Source organism: Microcystis sp. (assembly GCF_048564745.1).
Classification (GTDB): Bacteria; Cyanobacteriota; Cyanobacteriia; order Cyanobacteriales; family Microcystaceae; genus Microcystis; species Microcystis ichthyoblabe_A.
The window spans coordinates 52,640-68,617 of the sequence record NZ_JBLZRT010000001.1 but is presented as its reverse complement, the minus strand read 5'-3'; the positions used below and the strand labels follow the sequence as shown (position 1 = coordinate 68,617).

General features: G+C 41.6%; 15 protein-coding genes and 1 pseudogene. 6 read left to right on the top strand and 10 right to left on the bottom strand.

Going from position 1 to position 15,978, the window contains the following annotated elements; translation table 11 throughout:
• Window positions 1–151, bottom strand: a pseudogene (locus tag ACOCD9_RS00315) (Uma2 family endonuclease); the annotation flags it as partial.
• Window positions 152–553: 402 nt separating this feature from the next.
• Entirely contained in the window at window positions 554–1,810 is a 1,257-nt protein-coding gene (gene hisD / locus ACOCD9_RS00310; protein WP_419546120.1) for a histidinol dehydrogenase, read from the bottom strand.
• A gap of 486 nt (window positions 1,811–2,296) precedes the next feature.
• On the opposite strand from hisD, the gene accC reads away from it, so the two are divergent.
• The 3 genes from accC to ACOCD9_RS00295 are packed head-to-tail and all read left to right on the top strand — an operon-like array spanning window position 2,297 to window position 4,862.
• Entirely contained in the window at window positions 2,297–3,643 is a 1,347-nt protein-coding gene (accC, locus tag ACOCD9_RS00305; RefSeq protein WP_008203409.1) for an acetyl-CoA carboxylase biotin carboxylase subunit, read from the top strand.
• 43 nt (window positions 3,644–3,686) lie between these two features.
• Window positions 3,687–4,256 carry a Uma2 family endonuclease gene (locus ACOCD9_RS00300; RefSeq protein WP_287704424.1) on the top strand — a complete coding sequence of 190 codons (570 nt, stop codon included), beginning with the start codon at window positions 3,687–3,689 and terminating at the stop codon, window positions 4,254–4,256.
• Between the two features lie 30 nt (window positions 4,257–4,286).
• Entirely contained in the window at window positions 4,287–4,862 is a 576-nt protein-coding gene (locus ACOCD9_RS00295; RefSeq protein WP_287704422.1) for a Uma2 family endonuclease, read from the top strand.
• Between the two features lie 77 nt (window positions 4,863–4,939).
• On the opposite strand, the gene ACOCD9_RS00290 is transcribed toward ACOCD9_RS00295, so the two are convergent.
• Window positions 4,940–5,407, bottom strand: coding sequence for a DUF29 domain-containing protein (locus ACOCD9_RS00290; RefSeq protein WP_287704420.1), 468 nt, complete (start codon window positions 5,405–5,407; stop codon window positions 4,940–4,942).
• Window positions 5,408–5,506: 99 nt separating this feature from the next.
• Window positions 5,507–6,106 (bottom strand): Uma2 family endonuclease, encoded by a 600-nt coding sequence (locus ACOCD9_RS00285; protein WP_012265011.1) that lies wholly within the window; start codon window positions 6,104–6,106, stop codon window positions 5,507–5,509.
• 187 nt (window positions 6,107–6,293) lie between these two features.
• Here ACOCD9_RS00285 and ACOCD9_RS00280 point away from each other — a divergent pair, with 187 nt between their 5' ends.
• On the top strand, window positions 6,294–7,889 hold the full coding sequence (locus ACOCD9_RS00280; RefSeq protein WP_287704417.1) for an Hsp70 family protein: 1,596 nt from the start codon (window positions 6,294–6,296) through the stop codon (window positions 7,887–7,889).
• Between the two features lie 83 nt (window positions 7,890–7,972).
• On the opposite strand, the gene ACOCD9_RS00275 is transcribed toward ACOCD9_RS00280, so the two are convergent.
• Together ACOCD9_RS00275 and ACOCD9_RS00270 are read right to left on the bottom strand one after the other, a co-directional pair.
• The gene (locus tag ACOCD9_RS00275; RefSeq protein ID WP_002757361.1) at window positions 7,973–8,104 is read right to left on the bottom strand and encodes a hypothetical protein; all 132 of its coding nucleotides are present in this window, start codon (window positions 8,102–8,104) and stop codon (window positions 7,973–7,975) included.
• A gap of 196 nt (window positions 8,105–8,300) precedes the next feature.
• Window positions 8,301–9,554 (bottom strand): competence/damage-inducible protein A, encoded by a 1,254-nt coding sequence (locus ACOCD9_RS00270; protein WP_287704415.1) that lies wholly within the window; start codon window positions 9,552–9,554, stop codon window positions 8,301–8,303.
• Between the two features lie 357 nt (window positions 9,555–9,911).
• Between ACOCD9_RS00270 and ACOCD9_RS00265 the strand changes: the two genes are divergently transcribed.
• Window positions 9,912–11,468 carry an AAA-like domain-containing protein gene (locus ACOCD9_RS00265; protein WP_287704413.1) on the top strand — a complete coding sequence of 519 codons (1,557 nt, stop codon included), beginning with the start codon at window positions 9,912–9,914 and terminating at the stop codon, window positions 11,466–11,468.
• 143 nt (window positions 11,469–11,611) lie between these two features.
• Here ACOCD9_RS00265 and ACOCD9_RS00260 read toward each other — a convergent pair whose 3' ends face one another.
• The 3 genes from ACOCD9_RS00260 to ACOCD9_RS00250 form a co-directional block, all read right to left on the bottom strand.
• A complete protein-coding gene (locus ACOCD9_RS00260; protein ID WP_419546119.1) occupies window positions 11,612–11,896 on the bottom strand; it encodes a DUF4164 domain-containing protein in 285 nt (94 codons plus the stop codon).
• Window positions 11,897–12,119: 223 nt separating this feature from the next.
• On the bottom strand, window positions 12,120–12,416 hold the full coding sequence (locus tag ACOCD9_RS00255; RefSeq protein WP_287704410.1) for a DUF4164 family protein: 297 nt from the start codon (window positions 12,414–12,416) through the stop codon (window positions 12,120–12,122).
• Between the two features lie 637 nt (window positions 12,417–13,053).
• Entirely contained in the window at window positions 13,054–14,031 is a 978-nt protein-coding gene (locus ACOCD9_RS00250) for an alpha/beta fold hydrolase (RefSeq protein ID WP_419546118.1), read from the bottom strand.
• 449 nt (window positions 14,032–14,480) lie between these two features.
• Here ACOCD9_RS00250 and ACOCD9_RS00245 point away from each other — a divergent pair, with 449 nt between their 5' ends.
• Window positions 14,481–15,335 (top strand): universal stress protein, encoded by an 855-nt coding sequence (locus ACOCD9_RS00245; RefSeq protein ID WP_149987771.1) that lies wholly within the window; start codon window positions 14,481–14,483, stop codon window positions 15,333–15,335.
• 76 nt (window positions 15,336–15,411) lie between these two features.
• On the opposite strand, the gene ACOCD9_RS00240 is transcribed toward ACOCD9_RS00245, so the two are convergent.
• Window positions 15,412–15,936, bottom strand: coding sequence for a DUF2062 domain-containing protein (locus tag ACOCD9_RS00240; RefSeq protein ID WP_149987772.1), 525 nt, complete (start codon window positions 15,934–15,936; stop codon window positions 15,412–15,414).
• Between the last annotated feature and the right edge of the window lie 42 nt (window positions 15,937–15,978).

The following is a 15,978-nucleotide window of genomic DNA, read 5'->3' as shown; positions in this document are numbered from 1 at the left end:
TGACATCCTCGTATAAATCCCGAAAAGATGCCGTCAGATTAATACTCTGCAAACTAAAACTTTCTTGCTGATAGGTTTGCAGAATCCATAAACCCTGTTCACCCCGTCGAAAAGTTTCCACTCGTTGGTGTTTACTATTCACTAAGAGGTGGTGATTCGGTGGTAGTGATGGAGACTTAATCCTTTGCTTTGCTGGGTAAGCAACTCACATAAATTTCATTTTGTCAAGAATTGTTAAGATGCGCTTACCCTGGTATATATTGCCATAGACCGGACGAGTTGGGTAGCAATAAATATCTTAATGGTGAGTCTAATACCAATTCTCCAAAGTCTGACTACAGAAGTTTAATCCCCCTAAATCCCCCTTAAAAAGGGTGACTTAAATTCGATGTGTAGTTTTCATTTAGAGAAATGGTATAATTTATGACAAGAGAGCCATTCTAATCTATGGGGAGATATTAGATAAAAAAGGAAGTGGTAATCTCGAAGAACAGCAAGGTAAAAAAATTAAGGATATGGGAATCAAAAAATATGTCACAAGACCATACTTTTTCTAGGTTTTGTCCTGTCCTCGGTACTCTATGCCCTCATCCGTTGCCGTAAATCCCTCTGCTTGCGCTAATATTTGTAGATTGTGGGCTATGGAGGCGAAGGAATCGGCGGGATATTCGATCAAAGTGGCGGAATTGAGAAAAGTATCCACTCCCACGGGACAACCCAAATAATCAGCCACCGCTTTTGGAGTAGTAGAACCAAGGAGAATAGTTCCCGATTGTCTCACAGAAGATAGCTTTTCCCAGGGTTCATCGATCATTAAGGATAAATGGGTAGGAGCAAAAAGATTCGATAATTCGAGCGCTTTTTCCAATGATTCCACCACCACGATTAAACCATAATGAGCGATCGCTTTTTCCGTTAACAATCTCTGGGGATGTACCTGTAACTGTTTTTGTACTTCTTCCTGTACTATTAAAGCCAAAGCCTTATCCGTCGTCAATAAAATCGCAGCCGCTAGGGAATACTGTTCCGCTTGCGCTAATAGATCTAGGGCTAACTGTCTAGGATTAGCTTGATTATCAGCAATAATAACTAAATCAGAAGTAATAGAGAGATAATCGATTTTTACATGGTCAGAAACCAGTTTTTTAGCCAAATTAGTGTAAAAATCACCTATTCCTGCAATCATCTCCACAGGAGCGATCGTTTTTGTGCCGTAGGCTAAAGCGGCGATCGCCTGTGGTCCAGCCACCCGATAAATCTCACTAATACCCACCGATTGGGCTGCCACCAAAATCGCCGGATGGATGCGTAAATCCTCATCGGCGGGAGATACCATGACAATCCGTTTAACCCCCGCTATTTTGGCAGGAATCGCCTGTTGGAGCAATAAACTGAGATAGGCCCGTTTACCATCGGGAACGACAATTCCCACACTGTTAATCGGTTGATAACGTTTCCCTCGAACCGTACCATCCTCAGGAAACTGTACCCAAGCTTTGGGAAGACGCTGACGATGAAAAGCCTCCATTTTTGCACAGGCAACAGCGATCGCATTTAATAAATCCTGGGACACCTGTTGATAAGCTGCATCGAGTTCCGAGCCACTCACCTTCAGTTGTTGTAGATTAAGGGACTGTTGGTAGAATTTTTGCGTGTAATCCACCAACGAGCGATCGCCAGTAAGTCGCACCTGATCGATAATCTCTCGGACAAGCGATTCTTTTTCCCGAATTTCCGGATCGTCGAACCGTTCCCGAATTCGTCTCAGTTCCGTTCTGGCTGACCATGGCTCTGTGATAATTCGCAACATCGAGCTATTATCCTCTAGGGGCGAAACGAGATTAAAAGGTTTTCACTTCTCACACTCTAGCTTATCGCTTTCAATCTTGACCGGGGAGGGAGACGAAGTCGGTTAATTTAGCCGTCAGGAGATAGGAGTCAGAAGATAGGAGTCAGGAGATAGGAGTCAGGAGATAGGAGTCAGGAGATAGGAGTCAGGAGATAGGAGTCGGGAGTCAGGAGTCAGGAGATAGGAGTCAGGAGTCAGGAGTCAGGAGATAGGAGATTATTTTATTTATTCTCCCCACACCCCACACCCCACACCCCACACCCCACACCCCACACCCCACACCCTACACCCCACACCCCACACCCCACACCCCACACCCCACACCCCACACTCCACACCCCGCACCCCACACCCCACTTCCCCACTTCCCGATTTCCCCAAGGTAACAAAACCAGATATTCTACTAAATAGTCGCCTATCACACCAGCCTGATCTCGTGGTCGTCCAATGCAGTTTGCCAAGATATTAATCGCCAATCGCGGGGAAATCGCCTTAAGAATCCTTCATAGTTGCGAAGAATTGGGCATTAGAACCGTTGCCGTCCACTCTACCATCGATCGCCATGCCCTTCATGTTCAACTGGCCGATGAGAGTGTTTGTATTGGTCCGCCCCCAAGCAGCAAAAGTTACCTAAATATCCCTAATATCATCTCGGCTGCCCTAACACGCAACGCCACGGCGATCCATCCCGGTTACGGTTTTTTGGCAGAAAACGCCCGCTTTGCCGAAATTTGTGCCGATCATCAGTTAACTTTTATCGGTCCGTCTCCCAGTGCTATTCTGGCTATGGGGGATAAATCTACCGCTAAAAAAACCATGCAAAAAGCGGGAGTTCCCACTATCCCCGGCAGTGGTGGTTTAATTACCTCAGAAGCGGAAGCAAAACGTATCGCTGATGACATCGGTTATCCTGTCCTGATCAAAGCCACCGCCGGCGGTGGAGGGCGTGGGATGCGTCTTGTCAAGAGTGCAGATGAACTAGGTAATATGTTAAAAGCCGCCCAAGGGGAAGCAGAAGCTGCTTTTGGCAATTCAGGAGTATATCTAGAAAAATTTATCGAATGTCCCCGACATATCGAGTTTCAGATTTTGGCCGATAGTCACGGTAACGTAATCCATTTAGGAGAAAGAGACTGTTCGATTCAGCGACGACACCAAAAACTGCTAGAAGAGGCCCCGAGTCCCTTCTTAACGCCCCATTTACGCTCAAAAATGGGTAATGCCGCCGTTAAAGCCGCTAAATCGATTAATTACGTCGGGGTGGGAACCGTGGAATTTTTAGTCGATAAACACGGTAATTTTTACTTCATGGAAATGAACACCCGTATTCAGGTGGAACACCCCGTCACGGAGATGATCACGGGGATAGACCTGATCCGAGAACAAATTCTGGTGGCACAGGGCGAAAAACTGCAAATTAAGCAAGATCAGGTGATATTTAGAGGGCATTCGATCGAGTGTCGCATTAATGCCGAGGATCCCGATCACAATTTTCGCCCTCACCCCGGCAAAATTAGCGCTTATCTGCCCCCCGGCGGTCCGGGTGTCCGCATGGATTCCCACGTTTACACCGATTACGAAATCCCCCCCTATTACGATTCCCTAATTGGGAAATTAATTGTCTGGGGAGAAAATCGCGAAACTGCGATTAAACGCATGAAACGGGCCCTGCGGGAATGTGCGATCACGGGAGTACCGACGACTATTGATTTCCATCGTAAAATATTGGAAACTCCCGCCTTTTTAGCTGGAGATGTTTACACTAATTTCATCCAGGAACATCTCTTGCCCTAGGGCGTTACCATAAATTTTAGACGAGAGTAGGCTAGGGATAATAATGACAGTAGAAGTTAAATTTAACTCGTTTCAACTCAGCGATGAACAGTTCTTTCAACTTTGTCAGGATAACCGAGATTTACGCTTGGAACGCAACCCAAAAGGAGATTTAATTATTATGCCACCGACTGGAGGAGAAACCAGCAATTCTAACGCTGGAATCACTGCCCAATTATGGTTATGGAATAACCTACATAAATTAGGTGTAGTTTTTGATTCTTCTGGAGGGTTTAAACTACCGAATGGGGCCGATCGCTCTCCCGATGCTGCTTGGATACCCTTAGAAAAATGGCAAGCTTTAACCCCGCAACAAAAGGAAAGATTTTTACCTCTATCTCCCGATTTTGTCATTGAATTAATGTCCGCTAGTGACAACTTAGAAACTACTAGGAAAAAAATGCAGGAATATTTAGATAATGGGACTCGTTTAGGTTGGTTAATCAATAGAAAAACTAGAGAAGTGGAAATTTATCGTCAAGGACAGCCAGTAGAAATTTTAACTAATCCGGAGAGTTTATCGGGGGAAAATATTTTATCTCAATTTGTCTTAGAACTTGATAGTATTTGGTAATTATATAATCCTATAAAAGAGAATCTAAACATGATGACAGTAGTAGAAGTTAAATTTGAATCTTGGCAACTCAGCGATGAACAGTTTTTTCAACTTTGTCAGGATAACCGAGATTTGCGCTTGGAACGCAACCCAAAAGGAGATTTAATTATTATGCCACCGACGGGAGGAAAAACGGGCAATAGTAACGGTAGAATCACCCAACAATTATTTAATTGGTCAGATAACAATGGTAAGGGTATCGCTTTTGATTCTTCCACAGGATTTAAACTACCGAATGGGGCCGATCGCTCTCCCGATGCTGCTTGGATACCTTTAGATAAATGGCAAGCTTTAACCCCGCAACAAAAGGAAAAATTTTTACCTCTATCTCCCGATTTTGTCATTGAATTAATGTCCGCTAGTGACAACTTAGAAACTGCTAGAAAAAAAATGGAGGAATATTTAGATAATGGGACTCGTTTAGGTTGGTTAATCAATAGAAAAACTAGACAAGTAGAAATTTATCGTCAAGGACAGCCAGTAGAAATTTTAACTAATCCAGAGAGTTTATCGGGGGAAAATATTCTGCCAGAATTTAGTTTAAATCTTACTTTGATTTGGTAAATCAGAGGTAGTGATTGCCGTTTAAAGCTTGGCTTTGTTAGGCATTATATTCATCGATAAAATACGAAACTTTAGTTTTAAGGAAGATAGTCATAATCAAGGATTTCTGCAAGGGTAAAGGGTGATTCAATCGGGAATAAATCAGCAGCAAGTTGATACTTTCTGACAGTATCTTCTCTGGCTGCTTGGTAACAATCTATCCAGATTTCAGGAATCAATCTTCTCAGACTTGGACTCTCTTTTAATAAGCGTTGAACTTGTCGGCGTTGTTCAACAACTGTGCTGCGCCACCCTTGAGCATTTGCTTCCTTTTCAGTTAGCCAGTAAGTCAATTTAAGCAAATGTTCGGCAATGACGGTTAAGCGACTTTCTAGTTCTCGTTTTTCACTCCTTCCCATCGTTTCAATTTCTTCGATCAAATTTTCTAAGTCTAATTTTTCAAAACGATGTTCTTTGAGTAAATTAGCGGTTTCTTGTAACCATCGGTAGAAATCTTCTTGATAAAGACTTTTACCTGAGGAAACTAAAGACTTTTCGATGCTCATTTGATGATGACCTAGAAAAAAGAATTCTTAGATAATTTTAAAGCGACTCCCTGATCTCGAGAAGATTGGCAGAATATCGCAGGATGACCCCTGAAAACATCAGAGCTTTAAATTTAAGCTAAAATTAGGTAAAACATCTTCACCCGATAAATCAGTGGGATTTTCTAATATTTCTACCTCCTTTCCTTGACGATAAATTTCAACTTGCCGATTCTGGGGATCGATTAACCAGCCTAACCTTGCGCCATTTTCCCTATACTCAAGCAGTTTTTTCTGTAATTTGTCAAGACTATCGGATTCAGAGCGCAATTCCACCACAAAATCGGGACAGAGGGGAATAAATCCCTTTTTCTGCTTAGGGGTTAAAGATTCCCAGCGTTCTCGACTCACCCAAGATAGATCGGGAGAACGAATCGCCCCATTTGGTAGTATAAATCCGGTGGAAGAGTCAAACCCGACTCCTAAAGCTTCATTTTCTTCGCACCAGCGACCCAGTTGAGTCGTTAAGCTAAAATTACGCTGTCCTGATTCGCCACCTGTCGGGGGATTCACGATTAATTCTCCTTGGGCTGTACGTTCTAATTTTAAGTCCCGGTTGACCGCAGCAAGGGCTTCAAACTGTTCAAGGGTGATAGAGAGAGCGATCGCGCTAGGAATTTCTAAGGAGAGGGTTTCGGGTGAGGTAGTAACTGCTAACATAATCCTTTGATCAGGTGCAACTTATACTATTAAAGATTATTGGTCAAGTTTCTGCACAGAATTCTTTAGCTTGCGCTGAACAAATTCCCGATTTTTTAGGGAAACTTCCACCTCAATCGGGCGGTTTCACTAAATAACAGGTTACAATAGCCAATACTTAACTAAATTTACCTAAAAACCATCGATCGTGTTCTACGCTATTGATTTCGGAACCAGTAATACCGTCATTACTCGTTGGAATGGGGCGACAAATAGGGCCGAAACCGTGAAATTATCGGAGTTATCCCAACAAATAGCCGACAATCCCCCCCTAATTCCCAGTTTACTCTATATTAAATCAGCCAATCCCCTGCAAGTAATTGCCGGTCAAGCAGTGCGCGATCAGGGTTTAGATATCGATCGAGACCCGCGTTTTTTTCGTCGCTTTAAACGAGGTATCGGGGCAAAAATTCAAGGATTTTTACCGGAATTAGAGGAAACTGTCCTCAGTTTCGAGGGGGTTGGCCAATGGTTTCTCGATAGCATCATCGACCACTTAAAAAACACCACCCCGGAAACCCCCCAATCGCTAGTTTTAACCGTTCCCGTCGATAGTTTTGAAAGTTACCGCAATTGGTTAAGCAATGTTTGTCAGGGTTGGGAAATCGAACAAATTAGACTAATTGATGAACCCACGGCCGCCGCTTTGGGTTATGGAACCACTGGGGATCAAGTGATTTTAGTGGTAGATTTTGGCGGTGGCACCCTCGATCTTTCTTTGGTACAATTAGATTTAGATAATCCTCAAAAAAATCAAGGTTTTATTCTCAAATGGGGAGAAAAACTTTTAGGCAATAATTCCGCCCAAAAAACTAAACTAGCGAGAGTTTTAGCCAAGGCGGGGACAAATTTAGGGGGGTCAGATATAGACGATTGGATTGTCGATTATTTTGCCCAAAAGCAATCTTTAGCGAAAACTTCCTTGACTACTCGTCTAGCAGAAAGATTAAAGATTAAACTTTCTTCCCAATTAACCGCCGAGGAGGTATATTTTGATGAGGAAAATTTCGAGAGTTACGAGTTAAGCTTAGATCGAGAACAATTGAACGATATTCTCCAACAACAAAACTTTTTTAATCAATTAGATGATTTAATGACGGGAGTTTTGCAACAGGGAAGACGCAATGGAATTGAAGTTAGCGACATCGATGCGGTGTTATTAGTTGGGGGAACCGTACAAATTCCGGCGGTAAAAGATTGGGTGCGACAGTATTTTGATAGTAGTAAAATTAAAGAGGATCGACCCTTTGAAGCGATCGCTTTAGGAGCGTTACAATTAGCCCAAGGTTATCAAGTCAAGGATTTTCTCTATCATAGCTACGGGATTCGTTACTGGAATCGTCGCAAAAATGCCCACGCTTGGCATCCGATTATTAACTCTGGACAACCCTATCCTATGGAAAAACCCGTGGAATTAGTCCTAGGTGCTTCCGTGGACAATCAACCCAGTATTGAGTTAATTATCGGCGAATTAGGGACGGAAAGGGGGGCAATGGAGGTCTATTTTGATGGTGATAAATTAATTACTCGTTCCCTCGGTAATGGAGAAACTAGCGTTCAACCCTTAAATGATCGCGAGGGGGCCCGATCAATCGCTAAACTCGATCCTTTAGGTTTTCGGGGTAAAGATCGCATTAAAGTGCAGTTCTGGATTGATGATCAGTGTTTCCTGCGGATTAATGTGGAAGATTTACTCAGTCAAGAATTGTTACTAAACAATCAAATTGTCACCAAATTAAGCTAGGCTTGGCTTCAGCCAAAAATCAAGTGCAGACTCATAGTAAGTTTGCACTGATATTATCGCAATATTCTGTTTTACCGGTGGCTTTATCGACTGTGATCGCGCACGGGGATCGGGATTAGTTCGGGTTCGGGTTCGGGTTCCGGACCAAAAACACTCTCGATTAGTTTGCGCGCCCATTCTCTCAACTTGTCTATCACTTCATCTAAATAGTCCATTGACCAAATGGCTCCTTTGAGATACTAGCTATGAGTTTTCGTCGATTGATCCCCGCAACAGCTTGATTCTAGAGAATTTTAACTAATTTTCATCGTTTGGCTGTTAAATCTGACGAGCGGGGGAATCTATATCTTGTATTTATATTAAGCTTAACATAACTTTTTAGTCTGAGTATATATTCTTGGCAATTCTTTTTTAAGATATTGTTAATAAATTCCGGCGTAGGCGATCGAGGGCGGTATAAGCACTAATCTGGCGAATAGTCAAGCGATCTCGATTTTCTCCGAAACGATGCTCTGATACGGTGACATTTCCCTGAGGACCGGCTAAACCGATATAAACTAGGCCCACGGGTTTTGTCTCACTGCCTCCTCCTGGTCCGGCAATACCCGTGATACTGATCCCCCAATCGGTAGCGAGGCGTTTTTGCACTCCTAGGGCCATCTGTTGGGCAACAATGGCACTGACAGCCCCGAAATTATTTAAATCCCCCTCATTTACGTCTAAGAGGGCAACTTTTACCCGATTATCGTAGGAAATAACCCCACCCCAAAAATAATCGGAACTGCCGGCGATTTGGGTGATAATTTCCCCTAATCCTCCTCCAGTACAGGATTCTGCCACACTCAAAGTTTGTTTTTGTCGCCGCAACAGTTCCCCCACTACCGAGGGTAAAGTATCATCATCGGCCCCAAAATAATCTAATCCGGCGATTTCCTTAATTTCCGTCGCTACTGGTTCAATTACCTGCAAAGCAGCCTTTAAAGAAGGGGCTTTCGTCGCAATTCGCAAACGCACTTCGCCTAAACCAGCATAGGGGGCAACGGTGGGATTAGTCAGATCAAATAAATGGGCTACTTTTTCCGCTAAAGCTGACTCACCGATACCGCGAAATTTCAGAGAACGACTATAAATCCTCTCTTTGCCCCATCCTTGACTTTCTAGGTAAGGAATCGCCGTTTCTACCCACATTCTCTTCATTTCTGAAGGTACTCCGGGGAAAGTGAGAATAGTCAGGTTAGTCTGTGGTTGCCAGATCATGCCGGGGGCGGTTCCCGTCGGATTTGGCAAAAAATCGGCTCCCACGGGTATTAAAGCCTGTTTACTGTTACTAGGAGGCATTTCTCGCCCTAAACTCGTAAATTTAGCCTCGATTTCTGCTAAAATCTCTTTATCTTCTCTAAGGGGCGTTTGGAAAAAATCGGCGATTGTTTCTGTGGTTAAATCGTCGGGAGTCGGTCCCAGTCCGCCGGTAAAAATTAAAATTGAGGAACGTTCTCGGGCAATAGCGATCGCTTTTTTCAGTCTTTCTACATTATCCCCCACCACCGTTTGATAATAATGGGGAATGCCTAATTTTGCCAATTCTAGGGCTAAATATTGGGCGTTAGTATTAACTATATCCCCTAATAATAATTCCGTTCCTACACAAATAATTTCAGCGGCCATAATTTTTGACAATTAGCTTAAGATTTTCAATTTTGATCATTAACTGATCTCCTGTCACCATCGTTCGATCGGGTTTAGGTAACGATGGTCATGGAAGTTAACCATATCAATGCGCTCCAACATTATACCAGTAAGCTATCAACAATCAAGGTCTTGTATATTAAATGTCACTTTGTTGCTGAACAGCCCATATCTGATTTAGCAAACATAAAATCAGCGCATTATTCCCTTATATAACAATAATTGATCATAATCAAGCATAACAAAGTATTGCCGATCATCACCTCTTCCTTCCCGCCATTACAAACCCCACCAAAATCATCTAAAATTAAAATGTCCACTAAATAATAAAATTCTATGACTCGCTGGTTTAATATTGCCGGTCCCTGTAAGGACGATATCCACTATATGCTCTCTCCCACAGTACGATTACCAGATTTAGAGGAGTTAATTAAACAAGAAAGTTACTTTGTCCTACACGCACCACGACAAACGGGGAAAACCACCGCCATGTTAGCCCTAGCAAAACAACTTACCGATACTGGAAATTATGCCGCAGTCATGGTATCAGTGGAAGTAGGAAGTGCATTTAATCATGATCCTACAGCCGCAGAATTAGCAATTTTAGGGGCATGGTATGATACAATAAATATCCGTTTACCTAAAGAATTACAACCAGCTGCTAAACAATGGCAACAGGAAGAACCAGGAAATAGAATTAAGGCTTTTTTACAAAGTTGGGCAACATCTTTAAATCGTCCCATAGTATTATTTATAGATGAAATTGACTCTTTACAAGACCAAACATTAATTTCTATTTTACGACAGTTAAGAGATGGTTTTCCTAAACGTCCTGAAAATTTTCCCTCGTCAGTAGGATTAATTGGTTTACGAGATGTGAGAGATTATAAAGTAGCATCGGGAGGTAGTGATAGATTAAATACATCTAGCCCTTTTAATATCAAAGTTGCTTCTCTGACTATGCGAAACTTTAATCTTGCAGAAGTGGGAGAATTATATCAACAACATACAGCAGCAACTGGACAAATTTTCACACCAGAAGCTATAGAAACAGCATTTGATTTAACCCAAGGACAACCTTGGTTAGTCAATGCTTTAGCTAAAGAAATTGTAGAAAAGATGGTAAAAGATAGAAGTATTATTATTGCCAAGGAACACATTTTACAAGCTAAGGAAATATTAATTGCTCGTCAGGATACTCATTTAGATAGTTTAGCGGAAAGGTTAAGAGAACCAAGAATTAAAGCCATTATTGAACCGATGTTAGCAGGTTTAGAATTAGGAAATATCCCTAATGATGATATTCAATTTGTGATGGATTTAGGATTATGTAAAATGCACCCCTATGGAGGATTAACTATTGCTAATCCCATTTATCGGGAAGTGTTACCGAGGGTGTTAACAGTGACACCAATGGCTTCTTTACCAATGATTGCACCCACTTGGTTAACCCTGGAAGGTGAATTAAATATAGATGCTTTATTAACAGCATTTCTCAAGTTTTGGCGACAACAGGTCGAACCGTTATTAGGTAGTGCTGCTTACCATGAAATTGCTCCACATATAGTATTAATGGCTTTTTTACATCGTGTGGTTAATGGTGGGGGAGTTTTAGAAAGGGAATATGCAATTGGTAGTGATAGAATGGATTTATGTTTGCAGTATAAAGATGTAATTTTAGGGATTGAATTAAAAGTATGGCGGGATAAAAAACGCGATCCCCAAGCTGATGGAATTGAACAATTAGAATCTTATTTAGGGCGTTTAGGGTTAGATTTTGGTTGGTTATTTATCTTTGATAGGCGCAAAAATGCTTTACCAATGGAAGAAAGATTATCCACTGAGGTATTAGTGACAGAAAATCAATATAGAATTACTGTAATTAGGGCTTGAGTTTTATATTTTTTGTTTGACGCAGAGGCGCTACAGTCGCAGAGAGGAGAACGGAAAGAGGGATTTTTGCAGATCATTTTTCTCTGTATCCTTGAAAATTGTAGAGTAAACAAATCTGTACGAATTACCATTAGGGATAACTTTTAGGGATTAGGGAAAAAGACGACTTTTCCCAGAATGCCTAGTATTCTTGTCACCAAAATTCCGACAATGCCAAGAAACCCATTAGTGGTAATATTCACCCGTGCATTCAGGTCGTCAATAGGCTTTTCTATTTCCATAACTTTAGAATCTAGGGCTTTAATATCCCCTTTTATTTCTGATTGTCCTATCTCTAACTTATTAACATCTCTTTGTAAAGAGTCGATTTTTCCCTCAATCCTTGTCAGGACTGCTTCTAGGGAATAGGTTACGGTTTCGTTAGACATTAGACCTCTTGCATAAATCCGAAAACAAACGATAGAAACAATAATGGGAGGGACTTTCAGTTAATTATTTATTAGTAGTTGATAATCTTCAAAAATGTTGCTGTAAAAGGATCGACTTAAGACTTTTGCAAGAGGTCTATTGTGCTAAACTCCTACTTTTGCTGATTTTTTCTCTAATCGACAAGGCATCAAAATTGCCGATATGCAAGACTAAGGATAACTTTTAGGGATTAGGAAAAAAGACGATTTTTCCCAGAATACCTAGTATTCCTGTCACCAAAATTCCGACAATGCCAAGAAACCCATTAGTGCTAATATTCACCCGTGCATTCAGGTCATCAATACGCTTTTCTATTTCCATAACTTTAGAATCTAGGGCTTTAATATCCCCTCTTATTTCTGATTGTCCTATCTCTAGCTTAGTTAGACGCTCATTAACATCTCTTTGTAAAGAGTCGATTTTTCCCTCAATCCTTGTCAGGACCGTTTCAAGGGAATAAGTTACGGTTTCGTTAGACATTTGCTAAACTCCCAGAGTTATCCTGCCGCTATCTTAATTATTAAGGCTCTACCGAACCTGTCATGCAAAACTATCAACAACTTATGCTTGTAAAGCTTGTACAATAGGGCTTTGAGTTTTTGTTAGATTGATATTTATCAACTTTAGAGCATTGCTGGACAGAGAGGGAGCTTGGGGAATTTTCTACAGTGTAAGTTCGGAAGAACCGTAAAGTTAGGGTTGAGAATATTAATAATAATCCGGGTTCAGGTCTGGGAATTATCCCTAAGTCTCCTTAACCCTTGCCCTGCTGCGGGTTAATAAGACCGCTTGTAATACTAAATCCTGTTTAAAAGGTATAGGAGAGTGGGGAGACACAATATTAATTAAAATTATCAAAAATTAATTTTGAGGGCAAGTTCTTAAGTAGCTAGACACAATTAATTACACATAAGTAGCTGGTTATAATTAAATTAAAAATGGATTTGAGGTTCGATCCCCCCTGCTCCCCTTGATAAGGTAGGGTTGATTCATGAATCAACCCTACCCTTGATAAGGGTGGTGTCTGATAATTTTTAACGCCCACCTACTTATCTAACTATCTCTTGCCTGTTGCCTCTTGCCTATCCTAACTAGGAAGTTAATTTTACCCTATTACCTAGCACACAGAGTTAATTTTGTCAAGCAAAATTCTGACCGCATCGATCATCACATCTGGTTGATCCATCCAGACAAAATGACCACTTTTATCTGCTTGTATTTGCAGAAAATCTCTGGATAATTTGCCTAATTCTAGGTGCATCTCCTCCCGGAGTTGGTTGGCACTTTTAAGGGGAATAAACCGAGTCCAAAGGGAAGGTTTAAAAAAAGAATTAGCTTTAATACTAACTATCGGTAAATTACCGAAATTTTTAGCCTCACTCAGCTGACGAGCGCTTTGGTCGAGATTAAGCATTTCTCTACTCATCGTCATCCAGTGTTTAGCGCGACAGAAAGAACGCTTAACTCGATGACAAGAATCTGGGGAAAAGCGACGCAATTCTGGTTTTAATAATTCAAAAACTCCTAGAACTTTCAAAACTCGTATAATGCCTAAAATTGAGCCGATAATCGACATCCAAAATCCAGAGATGAAAAATAATTTTAATGCCTTTAATGCTGGCGACATTTTCAGCATTCCCTGCTCGTGTAAACCGTCAGTGAGTACCAAACCTACTACTTTTTCTGGGAATAGATGAGCATATAGTCGAACATTATAACTGCCAAAAGAATCCCCAACTAAAATATAAGGTGGTTCTATTTTTGCTTGGGTTAGTAATTGATCTAATTCCTGAACAATTTGGTAGCTAGTCCGGGGATAGGGACTAGGATCGCTCCAACCATAACCCGCTCGATCATAAATACAAACCCTAGCTAATTTTGACAATTCTTCTATCAAAAAATATCCCTCAATTCCCCCTAAACTATGGTCAATAATAATAGTGGGACTAGCCGATCCCGCTAGACAAAAATGTAGGCGATATTTACCTAGATTAATCAAATGACCCGGCGGTGCTTTTTGTTCTTCTAACCAAACAGATAACGTCTGATAAACTGTCGTCGCTACTAGGATAATTACTCGAATTGATAAAGACATAACTACACCTCTTGTAAAAATAAAAAATTCTCTTGGTTGCTGGAGAATTAAGAATGATTAAGTAGCTGGTTATAATTAAATTAAAAATGAATTTTAGGTTCGATCCCCCCTGCCCCCCTTGATAAGGGGGGTGTCTGACAACTTTTAACGCCTACCTACTTAATCATCAATTAAATGGTCGATTTAGCAGTGATTAAAAGAGAGTGCCAGCATTGCATCCAAAATATAATACAAATGAACGCTTGACACGATGATTTTGAGCCAAGTATTTCTAGTCAATTAAGCATAAATACTTAAAACACCCTCAAATGCGAGCTGCTACGCAGTGCCTTCGGCATCGCATTTACCGAAGAAAAAGCGCTTAATAAGTTGTTAAATTTCGAGAACAACATTAGCAGTATGCTGAAAATTGGCGAAAACCATTAAGATCATAGACCGAGTTTAATCTTATGCTAGAGAAAATACTATACGCTGATTCCGGCGCAGGTCAAACCCAAGAAATGCTACAAGCATTGATGGATCTCCCCGCTATCCGGAAAGCGTCGATTACCATTCTCCGGGTTGTTCCCCCTCAGATTACCACCGAAGCTCTGGCCAGTAAATGGGAAGAGGGGACCCAAATGCTGACTAAAATCCTGCAAGAAGTCAAAATTGAACCCAGCAAAGTCTCCACGATTCTGCGGCAAGGAGATCCCAAAGATACCGTCTGTCAAGTTGCCGACGAAATCGGGGCTGATTTGATCCTGATGGGTTCCCGAGGACTGAAGCGACTGGAGGCAATTCTAGAAAATTCCGTCAGTCAATACGTCTTTCAACTGACTAATCACCCGATGTTATTGGTAAAAGACGATATTTACGTCAAAAAAATCAAAAAGGTGATGGTAGCTCTCGATAAGTCTAGCTCGGCTGATTTAGCTCTCGATCTGGCTATTTATCTCCTGCGGGATTATCCTTCAGCGGAGTTAATTCTGACCCGCGTCAACCCCGACTTAAAACCAGAATTTGCCCCCACTTCCCCCAAAGAAATGGAAGAAAACCCGATTTTAGGGCCAGCAGTGGCAAAAGTGAAGCGGATGAATATACCCTATCGCTGCGTGGTGACGGGGGGTAAACCGGGGGAACAACTCTGCAAACTCGTCGATGATTATAATGTGGATCTCTTACTGTTGGGTTCGCCCGATCGCCGTCCTTCCGTGGCTAAGAGTTTACCAGATCTCGATCGCCTTCTCGGTACTTCCCTCTCGGATTATGTGCGGGTTAATGTCAATTGTCCCGTCCTTTTAGCTAGAAAAGAAGGGATTTAGCCCGATTTAGCCCACATCATCTGGGGATGGTGTGGGTAAAAAATGATTGGCTCAAAAATTAAGCAAATAATCCGCTTTATCGGCGTTTTCTACCAGTTTGTCGGCGATGATGCCATTGACTGAGGAGACGATAACTAACAAAATAAGTCATAATGCCCGCCAACAGACCTGTAATCAAACTACCGAAAAATAGCTTTAATAAAAATTCGCCGCTCAAACTCGCCCAATTTTCCGCCCAACTTTGGTTAGAGGCAAAAATACGACTATCGATCGCTTGATTTCCTTGACCTAAAAACAATTCTCCCAATTTATAGTTAAACAAAAACAGGGGAATATAGGTAAAAGGATTACTCACCCAAGTGGCTGCCGCTGCTGCGATTTTATTGCCCCGCACACAGAAAGCTAAAAAAATCGCAATAATGATCTGTAATCCCATCCAGGGAAAGGCCCCAGAAAACACCCCCACCGCTAACCCGCGAGCGATTTCGATCGGATGTCCCTGCAATCGCACCAAGCGAACCCACCAGTAGCGACAGGAGCGCGTCAGACGATTAATTAAGCCATTCCCTTTATTTTTCGCTTTTAATGACCGTGAGCGCATATTTTTGGGATAAATGCTGACAAAATTGATACCAACTTCAAT

Coding starts and splice junctions, on each gene's coding strand:
- accC (WP_008203409.1), top strand. CDS start 2,297: ATGCAGTTTGCCAAGATATTAATCGCCAATCGCGGGGAAATCGCCTTA.
- ACOCD9_RS00265 (WP_287704413.1), top strand. CDS start 9,912: ATGACTCGCTGGTTTAATATTGCCGGTCCCTGTAAGGACGATATCCAC.
- ACOCD9_RS00285 (WP_012265011.1), bottom strand. CDS start 6,106: ATGTTAGCAGTTACTACCTCACCCGAAACCCTCTCCTTAGAAATTCCT.
- ACOCD9_RS00240 (WP_149987772.1), bottom strand. CDS start 15,936: ATGCGCTCACGGTCATTAAAAGCGAAAAATAAAGGGAATGGCTTAATT.
- ACOCD9_RS00250 (WP_419546118.1), bottom strand. CDS start 14,031: ATGTCTTTATCAATTCGAGTAATTATCCTAGTAGCGACGACAGTTTAT.
- ACOCD9_RS00255 (WP_287704410.1), bottom strand. CDS start 12,416: ATGTCTAACGAAACCGTAACTTATTCCCTTGAAACGGTCCTGACAAGG.
- ACOCD9_RS00275 (WP_002757361.1), bottom strand. CDS start 8,104: ATGGACTATTTAGATGAAGTGATAGACAAGTTGAGAGAATGGGCGCGC.
- ACOCD9_RS00300 (WP_287704424.1), top strand. CDS start 3,687: ATGACAGTAGAAGTTAAATTTAACTCGTTTCAACTCAGCGATGAACAG.
- ACOCD9_RS00270 (WP_287704415.1), bottom strand. CDS start 9,554: ATGGCCGCTGAAATTATTTGTGTAGGAACGGAATTATTATTAGGGGAT.
- ACOCD9_RS00245 (WP_149987771.1), top strand. CDS start 14,481: ATGCTAGAGAAAATACTATACGCTGATTCCGGCGCAGGTCAAACCCAA.
- hisD (WP_419546120.1), bottom strand. CDS start 1,810: ATGTTGCGAATTATCACAGAGCCATGGTCAGCCAGAACGGAACTGAGA.
- ACOCD9_RS00260 (WP_419546119.1), bottom strand. CDS start 11,896: ATGTCTAACGAAACCGTAACCTATTCCCTAGAAGCAGTCCTGACAAGG.
- ACOCD9_RS00295 (WP_287704422.1), top strand. CDS start 4,287: ATGATGACAGTAGTAGAAGTTAAATTTGAATCTTGGCAACTCAGCGAT.
- ACOCD9_RS00290 (WP_287704420.1), bottom strand. CDS start 5,407: ATGAGCATCGAAAAGTCTTTAGTTTCCTCAGGTAAAAGTCTTTATCAA.